Source organism: Pseudoalteromonas sp. SaAl2 (assembly GCF_052947895.1).
Window position 1 is genome coordinate 1,104,196 of sequence record NZ_CM129605.1, and the last position, 16,810, is coordinate 1,121,005.

A 16,810-nucleotide genomic window follows, 5' to 3' on the forward strand; every position below is an offset into this window, starting at 1 on the left:
TGTGCGAATAGTGTAGCAAATCACACAAACGTTAAAAACGTTTGGCAAAAGATAAGGATATAAAATCGAGTCCAGGGTTAGGGCGTTTAAAACCTGCGTTTGAGTAATGCAGGTAGCGTAAAGCAGCCGTCACTTCATCAAACTCGGCAACAAAGCCGAACCTATCCTCAAACTGATAGTGTGTACTTACATTTTTACTTGCAAAGTAAGTATCGTCAATAAGAGAAAACCCAATTCCTGCTTCTATAGATATAGGTATGTTTTTAATAAGGCCTAAAGGGTATTGAACCACCGGAGACATTGCTAATACCAAATTAGTTTGATGCTTATTTTCAGCGCCGTATTCCCAAATGTTGACGCTCGATTCTAAATAAATATGGCTATTTTTCAAAATCGATTGAAGCTGTGGGGCATGGTACTGGTAGGCAAGCTTTAGCCCTTTAACGCCTCCTTCGCCTTGGACGTAATCGAGGGCATAGCCATGCTTTGATAGTGCAAAACTGTTAGTACCAGCGGTGAAAATTAATACCATAAAAATATATTTAAATGCTTGTTTATAAGCCATTAGAAGCGTCCATAAGTGTAATTGATATTGACAAAATAAGGGCGTGATACATAGGAATTCAAGCGGTCGAAAACCATATATGTTTTGGAGTTAGGTGATTGTAGGAGTAACAAATTGATTATAAAGAATTATTTTTATTGGTGTGAAATTGGCACTAATAATGTGCCATTTAGGTTCTTTTTATAAGCATATAAAACAGGTAGATTGCATGCTCACATACAAAGGGAGACACACGATGATTACACTTAAGTACTATCTACTCATTATTACATTATTTTTTAGTAGCTCCCTTTTTGCAAATGCTAAGCAATCACCGGTACAGCTCTTAACTCAAGTGGGGGATCAGTTGTTTAGTGAAATCAGTAAAGTAAATAATCAAGGAACGGCAAGTAAAAGTGAAATGACTGCCGTTGTAGATAAATATTTGATGCCTCATATGGATGTGAAATTTGTCTCATATAAATTACTAGGTAAACATATTAAAGGAATTGATCGTGCGCAGGCGAGTGCGTTTATTTCCTCAGTTGAACATTACTTGAGTGCAACTTATGCCGGTGCGTTAATGAAATACACCGGACAAGAAATTAAATTTGAAGATGATAAAAATGTAATCTCTGGTGATTTCGCTACAGTCAAAACACAGATCATAGACACCAGCGCGCCAACAATTGATCTGCATTTTAAGTTACGTCAAAGTAAAGATGGTAGCTGGAAAGTATACGATATTGTCGCTGAAGGAATTTCACTATTAAGTGCAAAACAAAAAGAAGTCATCCAGCGAATTTCAGCAGTTGGGTTGGCGCAAGTAACAACAGAATTGGGTAAAAAATAGCTTTTTAAGTTTGTCTCCAACCTAAAACGACAAGCTATGTCAGTAGTTTGTCGTTTTCTATTATTCTTTTAAAATCACACTCTTTAGTCTAGCGCGTGGATCAAGGTATGTTAGAATAAGCCTCGTGTATTTGAGTCGATTGCTCTATTGTGCACAAGTATTGAAGAGTATTAAGCGCAGTGTCAGTTTTAGGTTGTTATAACTAAGCACTCACTTATCCCCCAAGCATTTTAGACACTGGAGTTGTGTTGATTTAATGGAAAATGTACTAATTTGGCCTAAAGAATACCCGCTATTAGTCAAAGGACTTATTGAGCAGAACGGGGCATTTATTTTAGACGCTTTAGAAGCGTGGCCTGCTTGTCGCTCCACTGAAGAAGATGATGGTGTTTGTACCACCGTATTACCCCCAATTTATTACCTCACATGGTTAACTCCACTCGAACCGTTTGAAGAATGTTTCTTTCAACATATTAGTGAATACGATGAAGATGCACAGCATTATATAAGTGCAGCAAAAAATTACTATTACGACAATGACTATACCCCCGAAAGCCTAGTGCTATTAATGTGTCAGCGGTTAGAAAAGTACGCCAGCATAGCAGCGCAGGCAGCTATTGAGACACCGCTTTCACTGATTGGTCATTTGTTTACTAAACGCTATTTTACGGTTATTGAGCATGCACTCAATACAGGGAGTAAAATTAGTGCTGAGGATGCATTAGCAATATGGGAAGAAGTTGATTTTAGAGAGCGTTTTAGTCAATTCATTCCTCAGTCAGTGAATGATATTGAGCGCTTAAGCGAGCTAGCCGCTGAAAAAGTAGCAAGTGGCAAAGATTATTTCACCTTACTAACCCAAGTATCTCCTGATGTAGATTCTGCGCTTTTATTAGAGCAAGCCTTATTGGCGCATCTAAGCTTTGATACAGCAAAGCAAACAATGGCTATGCGCTTTATTGAGCAAGGTGCGACAGGCACGTTAAGTGACGATAATGACAAAACCGCATTTATGTGGGCGGTAGAAAAAGGTTATGTAAACTTAGTTCAAACCTTGCTCGATAAGCAAGATAAAACACTCGCGGATAAGTTAGGTAATACTGCATTGCATTATGCCGTTGTTGCTAAAAATGAACCGCTAATGGTGTTATTACTTAAATCAGGTTACGACTTTCGAGTACGAAATAACGAAGGACTGAGTTGTTACCGCTTAGCTGTGAGTATAAAAGCAACGCAATTAGTCAAATGTTTAGAGCGAGACTTTGGTATAAAAGAGCTTTCACCTGATGGGCAGTTTGCACGAATTAAAAAAGTGCATGGATTACATGCCATTGTCACTTTATTATTACCATTACAGTTGTTTTTCTTTTTCGATGAAACGCTTGCAATAAAAAGTGAATTAACATTAAGCCTCACCATGTTATCGATTATTTGCTTCTTCTTTGCAATGAGCTTAAAACGCTGCGCTTTATATCCGCATATCAAACACCCTTGGGGTTTATTTGTTTTACGGTGTTTTTCGTTTATGAGTTTGATAGCACAATTAGGACTTGCCAGTATTGTAGCATTAGCTACATTGAGCGAATTAGTCTGATTTTATGATTGCAACTACAAAAAACGCGCTAAACTAAATAGCGCGTTTTTTGTATAGAAAGCTACTTTTTATTAATGTTAATTATCTTCATGGGCGGCTTTTTCTTCCGCAAGCTCTTCTTTTAGTTTACGTATTTTAAGCCCTAACTCTTGGCCTCGATGACGAGCATAGTAAGTGCACCCTATAAACATGGCACTGGCGAATAGTAATTCCAGTAATACCCAAATAAGTTGTTCTTGGGCAACCCATAATAATGTAAAGCCATGGATGAAATAAAACATGACAATAAAGTTTGCCCATGCATACGTATAAGGTTTGTCTTGTAAAATACCTTTTAGAGGTAGGAGTAAAGGGAGGACATAAACAGCAAAAATAAAGCCGCTGCTATGGCCTTCACGAGGAGCAATTAAGTAAAGCCATATTGGCATCAATATTAAAAGCCCAAAGTAGCCAAACAATGCTATACGCTGAAATCGAATCGTCAGTGGCTTCTTAGCTATGCTGGTAGTTTTTTTAGTTGTCATTGCAGTTTTCTCGTGATTTTAACCAGTCTTTGGCCAACACTTTGGCAAATTTTGATTTCGTCTTTACTCAGTTGGGCGCTGTTATTTGAGCCTGCGACATGGCTGGCACCGTAGGGGGTACCGCCGGATTGTGTTGCGAGCAACTCAGGAACTTCATAAGGGACACCCATCAACATCATTCCATGGTGTAAAAGTGGCAATGATAAATTCAATAACGTAGCTTCATTTCCACCATGCATACTACTTGACGATGAAAACACGCAAGCGGGTTTATCAATCAGCTGACCCTTGAGCCATAAATCACTGGTGGTCTCCCAAAATGTTTTCGCTTGCGAAGCCATCATGCCAAAACGGGTTGGAGTACCAAAGGCCAGTCCATCACAGCTTATTAGTTCTTCTTTACTGATAACAATATCTTCAGGGTTTTTAACGACAAAAGTACGTAGTAAGGCTATACCGCCTTGTAATTCAATGGCATCGGCAATTTCATGTGCCATAGCTGCAACAGAGCCGTGGCTCGAGTGGTAAAGAACAATAATAGTTGGTTGCATTAAAGTACGCTTAAAACGTTTTCAGGAGGACGACCAATTGCCGCTTTATTGTTGTTAACCACAATAGGGCGCTCGATTAATTTAGGGTTTTGTACCATGGCTTTGATAAGAGCATCTTCGTTTGTCTGCTCTTTTAAGTTGAGCTCTTTGTATATGTCTTCCTTGGTACGCATCATTTCGCGGGCTGAATTAAACCCTAATTGATCTATAAGTGTTTTTAATTGAGCTTCATTTAATGGCGTTTTTAAGTACTCGATAATGTCTGGAGTTATTGATTTTTCTTCAAGCAATGCGAGTGTTTCACGAGATTTAGAACAACGTGGATTATGATAAATAGAGACTGACATAATAAATATCCTTTAGCTAAAGTGAGGCTATTTTAGGGCAACTCATGCGAGACTTAAAGTCTCGCGAGTTCTTTTTGCATTTGCCTATATTGTGTTAGTAACGCTTTTAACCTCTGCTGTTTCACCAGCTCTTGAGGTTCGACAAAATTTAACGCTTTTTGCACTTCGTCAGCCGCTTTTAAATACGCACCATACTGGGCTAGTACATCAGCATTTGCTTCGTGATACGCAGCCAAGTTATTTTGTTTTTTGTAGGTATCAGCGAGTAATTGTTTCGCCAAGTTATGATCTGGCTTTTCAAGTAAAAAAGACTTTAGCAGCTGCTCTGCTAGAGGGTACTGCTCTGCCTCTAAAGCCGCATTAGCGTAATTTAAGGTAATTACTTGGTTATTAGGTCGATTGTTGTGTAAGTTTGCTAAAAAATTAACTGCTTCGTCAGGCTTTTTTTGGGCAATGAGTAAGTCGGTATGAGTATCAATATAAAATAGATTTTTCGGATCTGAAGCAAGTAAATCTTCTAAAATAACAGCCGCATCAGCGAGCTTTTTTTTGATCAAGTAAACTAATTCCCAATCCATACTTAAGTGCAGTGGTATTGTAAAAACTATTGTCTTTAATGAGTTTTCTAAATAAATTTTCAGCATCTTTAGGTTTATGATGATAGCGGGCAATCACCCGGCTTTTTGCCAAATTAAACTCTAAACTAGGCGGGTACTGACGTTTGTCATATTGTTGTGCGCGCAAACGTACATCGGATACCCTAGATTCAGGGAGTGGGTGAGTAAGTAAGAACGCTGGAGGTTTATATTTGTAGCGAAGTTGAGCAGCAAGTTTGGTTAAAAACTCGCTCGATGCATAGGGGTCAAAACCAGCATTGTTAAGAGTTTGCATACCAATCCGATCCGCTTCTTGTTCTGCCGAGCGACTATGCGTTAATTGGCTAAAGGCGGCTTGAGTTTGGTTTGCAGAAATAATAGCAATACCTGCGTCAGGCGATACAACGGTGGCTAAAATACCGGCTATCATCCCCGCAATTGTGAGTGCGCTATTATCTTGCTGCTGTTGAATTCTACGAGCTAGGTGGCGCTGTGTAACGTGAGCAATTTCATGGCCTAGTACGGACGCAAATTGACTTTCATTATCTGATTGTGCCATCAACCCTGTATGTACGCCTACATGACCACCGTAAAAAGCAAAGGCATTGATCTCAGGGTTATTGATCCAGAAAAAGAAAAAGGGAAGCGTACATCATTAGCGTTAGCCACTAACTTTCGACCAAGGGTTGTTAAATATTCATCAAGTACAGGATCGTTAATAACGGGGGATGAACCTCGAATTTGCATCATCATTACTTCACCAATCGCTTGTTCTTTTTCAAGTGGTAAAGCTTGTAACGCAGAAGTACCTAAATCTGGTAGTTTAAAGTTAGTTTGTGCCTTTAAAGGCTCACTGCTGAGTACGCTTATCGTAAGCAAAGCACTAATTGCGGTGATAAAGGCTGATTTTAATCGCATTTTATTCCTTGTTGATTGTGTCGCCAAGCATCAGTTTTGCTATATCAATTTCATCACTGCATGCACGGCTGTCTTTTTCACACAATTGGTAGAAATCTTTTATTGTGACACCATCGAGCTTTACTACGTTCAATTCTCTTTGTAAAAAAGTAATAATTTTATGTACTGTTTTGTGAGCGTGGAGGATCAAAGCTTTATCGGCCTTATCACCACGTTCAAAATAAAACCCGATAAACTTATGTAATTGATTTATTCGGATCAGGCTTTTCATGGTGACAGGATCCCATACTTTAAACTCCATAAAGCGGTTATCTTTTACATATTGATCTATTGTAACTTCCTTGGCGTAGGGAAGCGCCCATAGTTCAAAACCTCGGTCAGTAAAAATTTGATGTAAAGCTATGCGCGGTTTTTTTATCACAATGGATTTCACCGAGTGAATTTTCAAAGCCTTCGAGTATGTCTAAGTTCCAGTTACGTTTATCTATTAAGCGCTTAACGGCGTTATCAAAGCCATGCTCTAAGATGCCCTCAGATTCACTAACTGAAGACGCAACCATATGATAAAATGGTGGTAATTCACCCCAATTTATTTGCTTTTTATACCAGTTAATCTCTTTTAAAGTTGGATTACTTGGTAGTAGCGCTTTATTATGCGTCCCGGGCATGAATATATCCTTACTACAGTTTATTTACTAAGGATAAACTATTGCGCTGCGGGTTTTAAGAAAAATTTCAAATACACTCAGCAACAGACCAGCGTAATGAGACTTTTTGTGCATTTTATCTTGGGAGAATGCGAGTTATGTTAGAATTCGATTTACGAACATATAATTGCCCGCAGCAATTTATTCAATTTAAGTTAGGCTTAAAACAGGCAAACTGTAACATGCGGTCGATTAAATTTATTTTTTCAATAGAGCAATCTACGTCAGATATAGAACGTTTTTTGCAAAAACATCATTATCAATACAAATTAGAGCCGCAGCTAGGGCTGTTATTTGTGGAGCCATTACGTGTTTGAATATGTAAAAACCTGGTACGAACGAAAGTTTTCAGATCCTCACTCAGTTACCTTACTTTTTTTATTAATTGCGCTTATGGCGTTGTTTTACTTCTTTGGCTCATTGATTGTGCCAGTATTAGTTGCGTTAGTGATTGCTTATTTATTAGATTGGCCTGTTGTTCATCTTGAGCGTTTAGGGTTTCGCCGATTTAGTGCGACAATTTTGGTGATGTTGGTATTTACCAGCGTTATGTTGACTTTAATTATCGGCATGGGACCTGTACTTTGGCAGCAGGCGAGTAACTTAGTACAAGAGTCCCCTCATATGATTGAACAGGGTAAAGCATTTTTATTGCAATTACCGGATGATTATCCAAGCCTCATTACTGCAGAGCAAGTGCAGTCTGTAGTTGCTAATGTTGAAAATAAAGTAATTGAATTTGGTCAAGTCGTGCTCTCTGCATCATTGACTTCACTTAAAGATGTAGCTGCTTGGCTTATATATTTGATTTTAGTGCCTTTGTTAGTATTTTTTATGCTAAAGGACAAACTCGAATTAATAACGAGCGCAGAAAAATTGATACCTAAACAGCGTCGCTTGATTTTACAGGTTTGGCACGAAATGAATCAGCAAATTATGAATTATATTCGTGGCAAAGTGTTTGAAATTTTAATTGTGGGTTCGGCATCGTTTATTGCTTTTACAGTCCTAGATCTTCGTTATGCAGCACTGCTTGGTGTGCTCGTTGGTTTTTCTGTACTGATCCCTTTTGTAGGTGCTGCTTTAGTTACAATCCCCGTTGCAGCAGTGGCGTTGTTTCAGTTTGGCTTAGAAACACAGTTTTGGACCATTTTAATTGTATACGGCATTATTCAAGCGCTTGATGGTAATGTTCTTGTGCCATTGTTGTTTTCTGAAGCGGTAGACTTAAACCCGGTATTTATTATTGTTGCGGTGTTATTTTTTGGTGGGCTTTGGGGGTTCTGGGGCGTGTTTTTTGCGATCCCTCTCGCTTCACTCGTAAAGGCACTAATTAATGCATGGTCGAGCAAGCAAGAGGAGCAACTGATTGAGCATAATCAACAGCTTTAGTCTTAAATGGTATAGATAGCGCACCATAGAGATGAATTGATTATTACGCAGCACATAAAATTTATGTAGAATGTGTTATAAGATATATCTTTTAGTAATATGGTGCGTTTTTTAATGTCTGATCTTTTACTTTCAACTGATTCAACATCACAAATTTACCTTGATGCAAACGCAACAACGCCCGTGTTGCCTTGCATTGCAGAGGTTGTTTCCCATACGATGCAAATTTGCTTTGGTAATCCATCGTCTTCGCACATTACTGGTATTCAAGCCAAACATTTATTAGAACAAACTCGTAATCGAGCGCGAGCAGTGATTGGTGCGCATGATGGTGATATTTTATTTACCTCTGGTGCTACTGAAGGTATTCAAACTGCTGTTGTTTCTACACTAATAGCCGCAAAAAATCACTCGATTGATAAACCGGTTTTACTTTATGGGGCAACTGAGCATAAAGCAGTGCCAAATACATTAATTCATTGGAATGAAGTCTTAGGGATCAATGCACAAGTTCTTGCCATACCCGTTTCAAGTGAGGGTATTTTAGATTTAGATTTTATTGCACAACATGCCGACAAAGCATTGATGATTTGTACCATGGCGGTGAATAATGAAACGGGTGTCTATCAAGACTTAACTGCAATAGAGGCAGTAATTCGTGCAAAAAACACGGACGTTGCATGGATGGTTGATTGCGTTCAAGCGTTAGGAAAAACAGCATTAGAGCTCAGTACAACAACGATAGACTATGCGCCGTTTTCTGGGCATAAATTATATGCTCCGAAAGGAATCGGTGTGCTCTATATTCGTCAAGGAAGTGCTTATACCCCGTTTATTGCCGGGGGAGGGCAAGAAAGTGGTATGCGCTCTGGCACCGAAAATTTACCTGGTATTGCTGGTCTTAATAAGCTTTTTAATTTGTTATTAGATGAGACAGATGACACGTTTAAGCCACTCAACGTATTGCATGATTATCGAGAAAAATTACACAATGCACTACAGTACACATTTGGTCAATTGACGTTTAATCATAAATTTGAAAACAGTGTTCCCACTACGCTTAACTTCTCTGTTAATGAGTTGAGTAGTAAAGAAGTGATGGACTTATTTGATGCAGCAGGCATACGCATTAGCGGTGGCTCAGCGTGTAGTTCAGGGGCCAGTAGAAGCTTTGTTTTAGATGCAATGGGGAAGTCTAACTGGCAAAGTGAAAATGCTTTACGATTATCATTTGGACCGGCCACCACGCAAACGGATATTGATTTTGCTTGCGAGCGCATTCGCTCTCTTAAATCTATTTTGCAAGCAAACTGTTTAATCGTGTCAGATTCTGAATCACCGCAGCAAGAAGCTTGTGCACTTGGTTTAACGCAGTACCGTCACCAAGGGGCATGCTGCTGGTTGTATGTTACGAGCCAACGCCAAGCAGTAATAATAGATCCAATTGCAGAGTTATTACCGCGATTAGAAAAAATAGTCACTACACAAAAGCTTCAAGTTGTTGCCATTTTAGACACTCATGCACATCAAGATCGTATGTCATCTGTTGAGCTATTTAAGGCCGCTCTTTCAGTACATTTAAATTTTTGTGGTTCAGATCCATTAGGTTGGCCAGCGGATGCGTCGGTTATCGAGTTGGGAGAGACAAGGTTAGAGCGGCTGGCAACACCAGGTCACAGTGTTGATAGTTTAAGTTATTTGTTACGCTGCAATAAAACAAAGAAAGTGCTCTATTGTTTTTGTGGTGATTTACTTTTACCTGCTGGGCTGGGTAATACCTGTTTGCAAGGCGGAGATGCTATGCAAATGGCAGACTCGCTCAATAAACTGCAGCAAAGATTATCACCTGATAGCATAATTTGTTCAGGCCATGATTATCAGCAGTGCTTTGCAATCACTTGGCAGGCGCAAATACAGCAAACGCCGCTGTTAGCTGATCTCGTTAAAAACCACATAACAATGACTGAATTTACACACAAAAAGCAAACCAGTGATATTGAAGACAAAGGGAAGTTCGAAACTCTATGTGGCTATGCTACACAAGTAGACACTGCATCGCCTTTGCAAGTAGATGTTGCTCACGCAAAAAACTTACTCAGTAATGCAAACGCATATTTGATTGATACCCGCGAGCCATATGAACATGGAGCGAATGACTTACCTTCGTTGTTTGATATAAGCAAACTGCGCGTTATTAATATACCACTGAGCAGAATGGCAAATGCTTTAAGTGATGGCCAATTGAGCAAATCACAGTGCTATATTTTATTATGTCGTAGTGGTAATCGTTCGAAACAAGCGGCAGTGAACCTTGCTCAGCTAGGTTTTGATCAGGTTTATAACTTAAATGGTGGTATGGCGTTGGTTTAAAATCGACACAGTTAGGTACTGTGGCGCTCTATCTATCGAGCGCCAGGTCGGGCTGGGTATTTATAATTTAGGGCCGGAGCTGTCTCTTACTACAATAGAGGGCGTAAATGAGGTAATAATGTCTTTATCTTGGTTACGAGCACCACGTGTTTTAGTAAATAACAAACGGGCAGCATGTTGAGAGATAACATCATTTTCTTGGTGAGCTGTTGTTAGCTTTGGCCAAGTTTGACGTGAAAACGGCGAGTTTTCAAATCCTGTAATGGAGAGTTGCTCAGGAATTTGTATGCCCATTAAACGCGAAGCAAAAAGCGCTCCTGCAGCCATCTCATCGTTGCCGCCTAAAATAGCTGTGATTGCTAATTTATTATCATCAGCTAATAATGCTTTAGCACCCTCAACACCTGACTCAAATGAATACTTTCCGTCATAAATAAAATCGTTATTTGTTGGGGTATTATGATCAGCTAGTGCGGCTTTGTATCCTTCTAAGCGCTCACTGGTTGATTTATGCTCTTTATCACCACAAATAAAACCGATGTTTTTATGTCCTAGTGCAAGTAAATGAGTTGTGATTTCGTAGGCTGCTTTGTAATCATTCACATAAATACAGGTATCTTGATCTTCATCAGTTGGTCGGCCTGATAACACACGGACATAGTGTATATTTAATTCATCCAACATATTAGTAATGCTACTTTGCTCTGAAAGTGGAGGTGTGAGCACTAATCCGGCTAAACGGGAGCGTTTGATCATGGTTTTGATATCTTGCTCCATGTTGTCATCGGCGTAACTACAAGGGTGTATAACCAGTTCATAGCCTTCATCTTTGCAGCGCGATAATACGCCATTTTGCATATCAATGACGTAGTATGCATTTGGGTTGTCATAAACAAGACCAACGGTAAATGATGATGTACCTGCTAAATTACGTGCAGCTAGGTTAGGCTGGTAGTTAAGCTCGTTAACTGCCTCCATTACCACATCATATGTTTTTTTGCGTACAGAAGGTTCTTTATTGATTACTCGCGAAACCGTTTTCATCGAAACCCCAGCGAGTTTCGCTACATCATTTATAGTTACTTTCATACAGTTACTTTTTAGGTTGTTGTTTTTGTGTTGTCATGAATTCATGAAGCTCAGTGTTTTAGCCTAAATGAGTAGGCGAGTCATTAATTCTTCATCAAGACCAGTTAGTGTATCTAATGTTGCGCTAAAATAGCAGTAAAATAATTGAGATAATTTTTATGATACCGGTGTCAAATGAGTAAATATGCGTTATTATCTCATATATAAAATATAAAAGTAGAAGATTGACAGCGTTGTCATTTTAACTTATCGTTAACCTCGATTGTAGGTTGTTACGCTATTTTTTCTTCTGTTTTTATAAAAGATAGTTATAAATCAGTTTGTTGCAAGTCAAAAGGGGATATTAAAAATGAGTTGTCGTTCACAGTTAGCTAGTTGGCAAGCATTACAAGTAAGTGCACAGAAGATGAAAAAAGCTCATCTTAAAGATTTATTCGCCAACGACAGCGCGCGGTTCGAGCAATTTTCTACCCAGATCCCCGGTGTCTTATTTGATTATTCAAAGCAATTAATTGATAGCTCAGTAATGGCTGAATTACACACATTAGCACAAGCGTGTGATATTCCCCTTTGGCGAGATAAAATGTTTAGCGGTGAAAAAATTAATATCACCGAAGACAGAGCTGTACTTCATACTGCATTACGAAATCGCAAAAGCTCTTCACTGGTTGTTGATGGCGAAAACGTGAGTAGTGTGGTTAACGCTGAGCTTGATAAAATTAAAGTGTTTGTTGAGAAAGTGCGCTCAGGACAATGGCTTGGTTATACAGGAAAAACGGTTAAATCAGTTGTGAGTATTGGTGTGGGGGGCTCAAATTTAGGCCCTCAGATGGCAACTGAAGCGCTTAAAAGCTACGCTGACGAAACATTAAGTGTTCACTATGTTTCCAATGCTGATGGTGTCCAAATTGCATCTGTTTTAAAAGAAATTGACCCAGAAACGACTTTATTTGTTATTTCATCAAAAACATTTACCACCTCAGAGACCATGACAAATGCAAAAACTGCAGTTGATTGGTTTTTAGAGTCAGCTCAAGACAGTCAAGCAATTGCCAAGCATTTTGTTGCTGTCAGTACGAATTTAGAAAAAACGGCAGCCTTTGGTATTGCTGATGAAAACGTATTCACTATGTGGGATTGGGTTGGTGGTCGCTTTTCATTATGGAGTGCGATAGGATTACCAATCGCTCTTTATTTAGGCTTTGAAGCTTTTGAAGCTATCCTTGAGGGTGCGTTTGAAGTTGATGAACATTTCAAAACAGCCCCAAATGAGCAAAATATACCATTATTAATGGCTTTGTTAAGTGTGTGGAACACCAGCTTTTTGGGGCATAATGCACAAGCTATTTTACCTTATGACCAAGCTTTACATATGCTGCCAGCGTATTTACAACAAGGTGAAATGGAAAGTAATGGTAAGCATGTGAATTTTGCGGGTGAGACGGTAAATTACACCACGGTACCAATTATTTGGGGTATGACAGGTATAAATGGGCAACATGCGTTTTATCAGTGTCTGCACCAAGGTAATATTGTTGTACCAGCAGATTTTATTGCATCAGTTAAGCCTCAAATAAATGTCGGCAAACATCATGATATTTTATTGTCTAACTTCTTTGCACAAACAGAAGCGATGATGATGGGCGTTGATGCAGAGCAAGTTCGTACTGATTTAGCCGCAAAAGGAAAGTCTGATTCTGAGATTGAGCAGCTAGTAAATCATAAAATTCATAAAGGTAACCGTCCAACTACATCAATCTTATTAGATGTGGTAGATGCTAAAGCAGTGGGCCGATTAATAGCGCTTTATGAACATAAAATATTTTGCCAAGGTATTATTTTAGAAATATGCTCATTTGACCAATGGGGCGTAGAGTTAGGCAAAGGCTTAGCGTCTAAAATTGAAGCCGAGTTACTCGATGATACTGTAAATCATCCACATGATAGTTCTACACAAGGATTGATGGCTTACTACAAAGCGCATCGCGCTTAAACAATATTTAGTAATGTACGTTTTATGCGGACATTACATACCAAATACCTTTGAACGGGTAGCGCTGGGTTCTTAGGGCCTGTATGTTTGTGAGAGGATATGCAGAGCCCCTAAGACTCATTTAATCAGCTAAGAACAAGCGAATTCAACAGGCTTTTTCAATTGATGCTAAAAGCTGACATCACCTAAACAACAAGAATATATGCCTGCACTACAGTTTATGTAGTCGACAACAGGGCATAGTAAATGTAGAGAGTAAATTATGCTAAATCCTTTTGATATTGTAATTTTTGGGGGCGGCGGTGACCTTGCACTACGCAAGTTACTTCCTGCAATGTATCGCGCATATCAAGAAGGCAACCTACCACAAGGTTCGCGCATTTTACCGACCGTTCGAGAAGAAAGTAAACGTGCAGAATATATTGAAACCGCGCATGAAGCGCTTAAGCAGTTTTTAGGCAAAGGCGAGTTTAACACTAAAGATTGGAAAGCGTTTGCTACCCACTTAGTACCAGTTGTAACAAACGTAACTGAAGCTGATGATGATTGGGATAAACTAAAAAATATTTTAGATGAAGATGCACAAGACAAATCGCGTGTATTTTACTTATCATTACCGCCAGCTGTATATGGCAGCTGTTGTGAGATTTTATCTACCAAAGGCTTGATCACATCAACTTCACGAGTGGTTGTAGAAAAACCAATTGGTTACTGTGGTCAATCAGCTGAAGAGATCAATGCTAAAATTGCTGAGTATTTTTCAGAAGAACAAATCTTCCGTATTGACCATTACTTAGGTAAAGAAACAGTTCAAAACTTAATGGCATTGCGTTTTTCAAATTCATTATTTGAAAATATGTGGGATGCTAAATCAATTGATAATATTCAAATTAGTTTATCTGAAACGGTAGGTCTTGAAAGCCGCGCTGGTTTCTACGATAAAGCGGGTGCTTTGCGCGATATGGTGCAAAACCACTTATTACAACTTCTTTGCTTAGTAGCGATGGAGTCACCGAATAAGCTAAATGCAAACAGTATCCGCACAGAAAAGCTAAAAGTATTAGAGTCCCTTCGTCCTCTAGTAGATGCCGATGTAGATGACAATATTATTCGTGGCCAATATGTACCGGGTGATTTAGACGGAAAAATTGTCCCAGGTTACCTTGAAGAATTAAATGAAGGCGCAAGTAAAACAGAGACCTTTGTTGCTATTCGCGCGCATATTGATAACTGGCGTTGGGCAGGTGTTCCATTTTATCTTCGTACAGGTAAGCGCATGGCTAAGCGTTGTGCTGAAATTGTGGTTGAATATAAAAAAGTATCACACAATGTGTATGGCGATAATGTGGGTAAGATTGAACCGAATCGTCTTGTGATCCGCTTACAACCAGAAGAAACCATTCAACTTACCTTGATGTCAAAACGCCTTGATAACCTTGAAATGCAGTTAGAGCCAGTTACAATGAACATTGAGCTGTCTCAGGCTTACAGTAATGGTTTCCACTCTGATGCTTATAAGCGTTTAATGCTCGACGCTGCAGCAAATAACCCTTCATTATTTATCCACCGTGATGAAGTGCGTCAAGCTTGGAAATGGATTGATCCAATTGTAGAGCGTTGGCAAGAAAAAGGAAAACCGGCATTGTATCGTGCTGGTAGTTGGGGGCCTGATGATGCAGATGAGTTACTGGCTGAAAACAACCATGTTTGGTTTAACACTGGCGATAAGGCGTAACCATGGCAACTATTATTGAGAAGTTTTTTGATTCTAAAGAAGAATTAACTGCAGAACTATCAGCCAGTCTTGAGCAAAGCCTTGTATCAGGCATTAATAATGATGGCCGCGCTGTTTTAATGGTCTCGGGTGGTTCGTCACCAGCACCTGCTTACAAGCACCTTTCAAACTTAGAGCTTAATTGGAAAAATATTGATGTTGCGATGGTTGACGAGCGTTGGGTCGATGCAAGTCATGACAAGAGCAATGAAGCATTTATAAAAAGCACTTTATTGCAAAACCATGGCGCTGCTGCAAATTTTATTACCATGAAAAATGCCGCTAAAACAGCAAAGCAGGGTAGTGAGGAGTGCGAAAAAGCATACCAACAACTCAAGCAAAGTTTTGACGTCACAATTTTAGGTATGGGTCCTGATGGCCACACTGCTTCATTGTTTCCACATGCAGAAGGCCTTGAGCATGGTTTAACGACATCACAATTAGTGTGTGCGATTAATGCCATTGAAAGTGACGTGACGGGAAGTATCACTGAACGAATGACATTAACACTTGCTGCAATAGCGCAATCTAAAGTGGTTAAGCTACTGATCAGCGGCGAAGAAAAACTTGCAGTGTATAAAAAGCAAAAGCGGGTGGCGATATTAACGATATGCCTCTTAGAGCTGTATTAAATCATCCAACTATCAATATTGAAGTTTATTGGGCGCCGTAAACGTTTAGCTGGATCCCTATAAGATAGCTATTTTATGAGAAAAGTGCAGGCTTTATGCCTGTACTTTTTTTATTACCATAGTAAAAGACTACAGCTAAAAAAATCTGTCACATTCTAACCCTAGCAAATCAAAGAACCGATAGTAGAAGCAACTCACACCAGTGATCCTCATTTTAATGATACGAGACTTAGTTAAAATTTACTTTTTGTATTAAATATCTAAAGCATATATGCTTTAGATTAATTTAACCGGTTTGTTGCTAAACAATTAATAAATAAAACTATTTAGATGGAAGGTTGCTTCAACCGCTAGTGGCTAGCAGTTATTTTATAGAGAATAAATTACTCTATAAAATAACTATAGACATACGTTGTATAGCTCTCTATAATATCAAAATGACAACGCTGTCATTGGTAATGGTTATTATTACAGGTTTCCCTATTCGCTATTTATTTGCCCTAAAATAGCGATTATTAAATTTAGTAAATCTCGTTGTGTGGAACAGTTTTTAGTATAAAGAAAGGCTCGTATATGCTTCTACCTATAGTCTAAGTGGAACGAAATTTTTACACATAGTAGGATCTAAAAATGCAATTTTACCTTAAATAGGCTCAATTCCTTTCTCATTTTTTAGCAGATCATGATATATTCGCCTCGTTAAAATGTAACAAATCATAATTGAACTTTTTTAATTATATTCTAAATCAATGGCTTGTGTTATTTTTAGCTGTTTTATTGTATAAAACAGCTAAAAATATGTAGCACAAATGTAATTTAGAGTGTATGGTTTGTTACTAGATGACAGCGTTGTCATCATCACTGGGCAGAAGTGATAAATAAAACCAACAAAATGATTCAAGGGGAATCCTGTGTTAGCTAAAAAT

At 38.8% G+C, this 16,810-nt stretch carries 12 protein-coding genes and 3 pseudogenes; 8 read left to right on the forward strand and 7 right to left on the reverse strand.

The window, feature by feature from the left end; genetic code table 11:
* Window positions 1-31: 31 nt before the first annotated feature.
* Entirely contained in the window at window positions 32-565 is a 534-nt protein-coding gene (locus ACU8V8_RS05420; protein WP_446889034.1) for an acyloxyacyl hydrolase, read from the reverse strand.
* 235 nt (window positions 566-800) lie between these two features.
* On the opposite strand from ACU8V8_RS05420, the gene ACU8V8_RS05425 reads away from it, so the two are divergent.
* Both ACU8V8_RS05425 and ACU8V8_RS05430 read left to right on the forward strand, forming a co-directional pair.
* Window positions 801-1,397, forward strand: coding sequence for an MlaC/ttg2D family ABC transporter substrate-binding protein (locus tag ACU8V8_RS05425; RefSeq protein ID WP_446889035.1), 597 nt, complete (start codon window positions 801-803; stop codon window positions 1,395-1,397).
* A gap of 256 nt (window positions 1,398-1,653) precedes the next feature.
* Window positions 1,654-2,991: an ankyrin repeat domain-containing protein gene (locus tag ACU8V8_RS05430; RefSeq protein WP_446889036.1), complete on the forward strand. Its 1,338-nt coding sequence runs from the start codon at window positions 1,654-1,656 to the stop codon at window positions 2,989-2,991.
* Between the two features lie 77 nt (window positions 2,992-3,068).
* On the opposite strand, the gene ACU8V8_RS05435 is transcribed toward ACU8V8_RS05430, so the two are convergent.
* The 5 genes and pseudogenes from ACU8V8_RS05435 to ACU8V8_RS05455 form a co-directional block, all read right to left on the reverse strand.
* On the reverse strand, window positions 3,069-3,515 hold the full coding sequence (locus ACU8V8_RS05435; protein WP_446889037.1) for a DUF2069 domain-containing protein: 447 nt from the start codon (window positions 3,513-3,515) through the stop codon (window positions 3,069-3,071).
* Complete coding sequence (gene wrbA, locus ACU8V8_RS05440) at window positions 3,512-4,066, reverse strand: NAD(P)H:quinone oxidoreductase (RefSeq protein WP_446889038.1); 555 nt, start codon at window positions 4,064-4,066, stop codon at window positions 3,512-3,514. The genes ACU8V8_RS05435 and wrbA overlap by 4 nt, the downstream gene beginning before the upstream one ends.
* Entirely contained in the window at window positions 4,066-4,413 is a 348-nt protein-coding gene (arsC, locus tag ACU8V8_RS05445) for an arsenate reductase (glutaredoxin) (RefSeq protein ID WP_446889039.1), read from the reverse strand. The genes wrbA and arsC overlap by 1 nt, the downstream gene beginning before the upstream one ends.
* 53 nt (window positions 4,414-4,466) lie before the next feature.
* Window positions 4,467-5,927 (reverse strand): annotated as a pseudogene (gene bepA, locus ACU8V8_RS05450) (beta-barrel assembly-enhancing protease).
* A gap of 1 nt (window position 5,928) precedes the next feature.
* Window positions 5,929-6,595: pseudogene (locus ACU8V8_RS05455) on the reverse strand (hypothetical protein).
* A 137-nt stretch (window positions 6,596-6,732) separates the two neighbouring features.
* Here ACU8V8_RS05455 and ACU8V8_RS05460 point away from each other — a divergent pair.
* The 3 genes from ACU8V8_RS05460 (at window position 6,733) to ACU8V8_RS05470 (ending at window position 10,396) form a co-directional block, all read left to right on the forward strand.
* The gene (locus ACU8V8_RS05460) at window positions 6,733-6,951 is read left to right on the forward strand and encodes a hypothetical protein (protein WP_446889040.1); all 219 of its coding nucleotides are present in this window, start codon (window positions 6,733-6,735) and stop codon (window positions 6,949-6,951) included.
* A complete protein-coding gene (locus tag ACU8V8_RS05465) occupies window positions 6,944-8,026 on the forward strand; it encodes an AI-2E family transporter (RefSeq protein ID WP_446889041.1) in 1,083 nt (360 codons plus the stop codon). The genes ACU8V8_RS05460 and ACU8V8_RS05465 overlap by 8 nt, the downstream gene beginning before the upstream one ends.
* Before the next feature lie 114 nt (window positions 8,027-8,140).
* Window positions 8,141-10,396: an aminotransferase class V-fold PLP-dependent enzyme gene (locus ACU8V8_RS05470; protein WP_446889042.1), complete on the forward strand. Its 2,256-nt coding sequence runs from the start codon at window positions 8,141-8,143 to the stop codon at window positions 10,394-10,396.
* Between the two features lie 60 nt (window positions 10,397-10,456).
* Here the strand turns inward: ACU8V8_RS05470 and ACU8V8_RS05475 are convergent, their stop codons facing one another.
* Window positions 10,457-11,485: a LacI family DNA-binding transcriptional regulator gene (locus ACU8V8_RS05475; RefSeq protein ID WP_446889043.1), complete on the reverse strand. Its 1,029-nt coding sequence runs from the start codon at window positions 11,483-11,485 to the stop codon at window positions 10,457-10,459.
* Between the two features lie 349 nt (window positions 11,486-11,834).
* Between ACU8V8_RS05475 and pgi the strand changes: the two genes are divergently transcribed.
* From pgi to pgl, 3 genes and pseudogenes are all read left to right on the forward strand, one after another.
* Window positions 11,835-13,478 carry a glucose-6-phosphate isomerase gene (gene pgi / locus ACU8V8_RS05480; RefSeq protein WP_446889044.1) on the forward strand — a complete coding sequence of 548 codons (1,644 nt, stop codon included), beginning with the start codon at window positions 11,835-11,837 and terminating at the stop codon, window positions 13,476-13,478.
* Window positions 13,479-13,740: 262 nt separating this feature from the next.
* Window positions 13,741-15,213: a glucose-6-phosphate dehydrogenase gene (gene zwf, locus ACU8V8_RS05485; protein WP_446889045.1), complete on the forward strand. Its 1,473-nt coding sequence runs from the start codon at window positions 13,741-13,743 to the stop codon at window positions 15,211-15,213.
* A gap of 2 nt (window positions 15,214-15,215) precedes the next feature.
* Window positions 15,216-15,925: pseudogene (pgl, locus tag ACU8V8_RS05490) on the forward strand (6-phosphogluconolactonase).
* Window positions 15,926-16,810 lie beyond the last annotated feature (885 nt).

Bases quoted from the DNA above. Each gene is read 5' to 3' on its own strand.
- ACU8V8_RS05420 (WP_446889034.1), bottom strand. From the start codon at position 565: ATGGCTTATAAACAAGCATTTAAATATATTTTTATGGTATTAATTTTC.
- ACU8V8_RS05425 (WP_446889035.1), top strand. From the start codon at position 801: ATGATTACACTTAAGTACTATCTACTCATTATTACATTATTTTTTAGT.
- ACU8V8_RS05430 (WP_446889036.1), top strand. From the start codon at position 1,654: ATGGAAAATGTACTAATTTGGCCTAAAGAATACCCGCTATTAGTCAAA.
- ACU8V8_RS05435 (WP_446889037.1), bottom strand. From the start codon at position 3,515: ATGACAACTAAAAAAACTACCAGCATAGCTAAGAAGCCACTGACGATT.
- wrbA (WP_446889038.1), bottom strand. From the start codon at position 4,066: ATGCAACCAACTATTATTGTTCTTTACCACTCGAGCCACGGCTCTGTT.
- arsC (WP_446889039.1), bottom strand. From the start codon at position 4,413: ATGTCAGTCTCTATTTATCATAATCCACGTTGTTCTAAATCTCGTGAA.
- ACU8V8_RS05460 (WP_446889040.1), top strand. From the start codon at position 6,733: ATGTTAGAATTCGATTTACGAACATATAATTGCCCGCAGCAATTTATT.
- ACU8V8_RS05470 (WP_446889042.1), top strand. From the start codon at position 8,141: ATGTCTGATCTTTTACTTTCAACTGATTCAACATCACAAATTTACCTT.
- ACU8V8_RS05475 (WP_446889043.1), bottom strand. From the start codon at position 11,485: ATGAAAGTAACTATAAATGATGTAGCGAAACTCGCTGGGGTTTCGATG.
- pgi (WP_446889044.1), top strand. From the start codon at position 11,835: ATGAGTTGTCGTTCACAGTTAGCTAGTTGGCAAGCATTACAAGTAAGT.
- zwf (WP_446889045.1), top strand. From the start codon at position 13,741: ATGCTAAATCCTTTTGATATTGTAATTTTTGGGGGCGGCGGTGACCTT.